This is a genomic window from Aliivibrio sp. S3MY1 (genome assembly GCF_028765575.1).
Lineage (GTDB): Bacteria > Pseudomonadota > Gammaproteobacteria > Enterobacterales > Vibrionaceae > Aliivibrio.
Genome location: NZ_JARACO010000060.1, coordinates 1 through 2,522 on the forward strand (window position 1 = coordinate 1; position 2,522 = coordinate 2,522).

The window sequence follows — 2,522 nt, forward strand, 5'->3', positions numbered from 1 at the left end:
ATTGATGAACCGTACAAAAAATTTCGGACTCAGTACGCACAACGCCTGCATAACACGTTTGCTACTATGCAATTATACTTAATATTGACGCCTTAAAACGAGAAACACCCGACAACCTGAGATGCCGAGTGTAGTAAATCGTGTTGATGCATTTGTTACATGCGACTCAAAGAATGAGCAGATACTCTATCTTTAGCCAATTCAATAACTGCATGACCTAATTGAACCAAAGTACCAAAACTTGGTGTCGTTTCAGGTTTTAATGAACGATAAGCACTCGTTCTACTTTTTATTCCTGCACGCTCAATTACAACACTGTGGCCAAATTGCTCAACATAAGAACGAATGGCCGCTTGCAAAATATCAGCTCGACCTTCTTGCATTGAATCCCATGAAGCCTGCTTTATTACCATTTCCATTTCTTTAACGTCAAAAGGCGTTAAATCAGATTCAGTATAACTACCAACCGTGATTTCTTTTAACGTTGCCGCTGATAATTCAACACCACTCCAATCAAGAGAGCCATCAGCAGTTAATGCAAACTTTTGAAAATTAGTCACATGGCTAAATGCTTCTTTTTGGAAATACTCAGCTAAGTTAGCTTCACCTGTATAACCGTCACTAAAAGTAAGCTCAAGTGTAAAATCAGCTACCAAATCAACATCAATTACTTTCAACATACGTCACCTATAATTTACCCGGATTAATACCAGCAACTGCTTGTTTCCACATTGCCATCAATTTTACTCGATTGCTTTCAATGTGAGCTTCTGCTCGTTTTCGTTGCTTATTTGGTAAATAACCCTCTAAGCACTCTCCTGTTTCAATTGCTATGATTAGCTCATAGCTACCATATTTGACATGAATATGAGGCAATTTATGCTGCTTGTTGTCGAAAAAATACAGACAAAATGAAAGCCCAAGCAATGCATCTATCTCTGGCATAGCAACCTCTAATTATCAAATCTGGTTAAACTATAGCACCGTATCTCAAAAGAGACAACTTTAGCATGTAACGCCTGCATAACACGTTTGCTACCATACAGATCTAACTGAATTTTAATACCTTAATCACTGAAACTAAAGGCAAACCGACAACGCCGAGTGTAGCAAATCGTGTTGATGCATTTGTTATAATTTTATATATCAGCCATAGTCAGCAATTGACTACAGTTACGAACCGTTAAAATATTAATGCTTAACGTTACGCTATAAATAATGCGGTAATTGCCAAAAATGATTTCACGATAATTGGCTTTATTCAGCTCAGGGACAAGACGACCCAACTCTGGAAATGAACCTAAATTCTCAGCTTTATCGAATACATCGTTAACCCATTTTTCTGCCGCTGATGGATTGTCTAATGCTATGTATTCTGCTGTCTGCCCTATTTTGTCTAAAGCAAGCGGTGACCAAATAACATTCATGAACGTAAGCGTCCTAAGATTTTAGAACGAGCATCATCATTTGATAAACCTAGACCACTAGCGATTTGTGCTTCAGCTTGTTGCACCTCTTCCAGTAACTCTATTTTTTCTTGCATTGCTTCATATTCAGCAACGTCTAAAACAACAGCGACACCTTTACCACGCTGAGTGATAACTAAAGGTCTACGAGTTTCGTTAATTTGACGAATAAATGACGCTACGCCGGCTCTAAATTCTGAAAGTGGTTGAATATCTTGGTCTAATCTTAGTCGAGTCATAATAGCACCTTAGTTGTACTTAATTTTGTACCAATTATAGTGCAAGTATAAATATTCAGCAATACTAAGAAAAATTATAACGCCTGCATAACACGTTTGCTACCATGCAGATTAAGCTCAATTTACCACTTAATATGGTAAACCCAAAGAAATCTAGAATGCCGAATGTAGAAAATCGTGTTGATGCATTTGTTATAAGCACATTCTCACACGGTTCATATGAATAAATTGAGCATCTTCTGATGTTACTTGGAAACCAAATTTACGATATAAACCGCCTACTCGATTACCTTGCAAATAACACAATTTTACTGGTTTATTTTCGCTATCAGCAAACTCTAAACATTGACTTAAAATCTGACTTCCGATTCCTTTCCCGTGAAAATTTGGCAATAAAAAGAAACGGCAAAAATAGAAATGGTCGCCTTTGTTTTGAAGCAAATAGCTACCTACTGCTTCACCTGATATTTCAATGATGGTTGGTTTTTCTTCATCCCATTCATCTTGATGCATTTCACGTTGGACTTTATCATCCCAACCAAATACAGCCTTAATTGGCTCAAATTCAGCCGCCTTTTTAAGTTCAAATAAGAACTCAAAATCATCATCTTTCGCTGAACGCGTAGAAAATTTCAAACCTTTACCTCTGGCTCAAATAACCTTAATAAATCGGTGCTTATAACGCCTGCATAACACGTTTGCTACTATGCAAACCAAGCCTAAATTTACCACTTAATACAGTAAACTCAAAGAAACCTAGAACGCCGAATGTAGCAAATCGTGTTGATGCATTTGTTATATGCATATATACTTTGTA

4 protein-coding genes and 1 pseudogene are annotated in these 2,522 nt (G+C 37.0%); all 5 read right to left on the minus strand.

What is annotated here, in order from left to right:
* Positions 1-155 precede the first annotated feature (155 nt).
* The 5 genes and pseudogenes from dhiA to PVK62_RS17145 all read right to left on the minus strand — a co-directional run bounded on the left by dhiA (position 156) and on the right by PVK62_RS17145 (position 2,341).
* On the minus strand, positions 156-680 hold the full coding sequence (gene dhiA, locus PVK62_RS17125; protein WP_065624889.1) for a type II toxin-antitoxin system antitoxin DhiA: 525 nt from the start codon (positions 678-680) through the stop codon (positions 156-158).
* Positions 674-945 (minus strand): annotated as a pseudogene (dhiT, locus tag PVK62_RS17130) (type II toxin-antitoxin system toxin DhiT). The gene dhiA and the pseudogene dhiT overlap by 7 nt, the downstream one beginning before the upstream one ends.
* Positions 946-1,139: 194 nt before the next feature.
* Positions 1,140-1,427: a type II toxin-antitoxin system RelE/ParE family toxin gene (locus PVK62_RS17135; protein WP_060994190.1), complete on the minus strand. Its 288-nt coding sequence runs from the start codon at positions 1,425-1,427 to the stop codon at positions 1,140-1,142.
* Positions 1,424-1,705 carry a type II toxin-antitoxin system Phd/YefM family antitoxin gene (locus tag PVK62_RS17140; protein WP_063650544.1) on the minus strand — a complete coding sequence of 94 codons (282 nt, stop codon included), beginning with the start codon at positions 1,703-1,705 and terminating at the stop codon, positions 1,424-1,426. The genes PVK62_RS17135 and PVK62_RS17140 overlap by 4 nt, the downstream gene beginning before the upstream one ends.
* A gap of 192 nt (positions 1,706-1,897) precedes the next feature.
* Entirely contained in the window at positions 1,898-2,341 is a 444-nt protein-coding gene (locus PVK62_RS17145) for a GNAT family N-acetyltransferase (RefSeq protein WP_130049426.1), read from the minus strand.
* Positions 2,342-2,522 lie beyond the last annotated feature (181 nt).